The sequence below is a fragment of the Burkholderia sp. BCC1047 genome, from assembly GCF_902833155.1.
GTDB lineage: Bacteria > Pseudomonadota > Gammaproteobacteria > Burkholderiales > Burkholderiaceae > Burkholderia > Burkholderia sola.
Genome location: NZ_CADFEH010000085.1, coordinates 1 through 356 on the forward strand (window position 1 = coordinate 1; position 356 = coordinate 356).

Below are 356 nucleotides of genomic sequence, written 5' to 3' on the forward strand. Positions count from 1 at the left end.
GCCTTCTGCGCGGCTTCCGCCTTGTTCTGCGACAGCGCCGCGAACGCGTCCTGCTCTTCGCGCGTGATCCCGTATTCCTTCGCGACGTTCTCCGCCGTGATGCCCATGTGGTACTGGTTGTACACGTCCCACAGCCCGTCGACGATCATCGTGTCGACCAGCTTCGCGTCGCCCATCCGGAACCCGTCGCGCGAGCCCGGCAGCACGTGCGGCGCCGCGCTCATGTTCTCCTGGCCGCCCGCGATCACGATCTCCGCGTCGCCCGCGACGATCGCGTTCGCCGCCAGCATCACGGCCTTCAGGCCCGAGCCGCACACCTTGTTGATCGTCATGCCCGGCACCGCGCTCGGCAGCCC

Annotated in this window: 1 protein-coding gene; it reads right to left on the minus strand. The window is 68.5% G+C overall.

The genetic code is table 11. The annotated features are described in order from the left end of the window. Window positions 1–356 (minus strand): beta-ketoacyl synthase N-terminal-like domain-containing protein (locus tag HWX55_RS35915; RefSeq protein WP_279612712.1); only part of this gene is annotated, 356 nt, incomplete at both ends.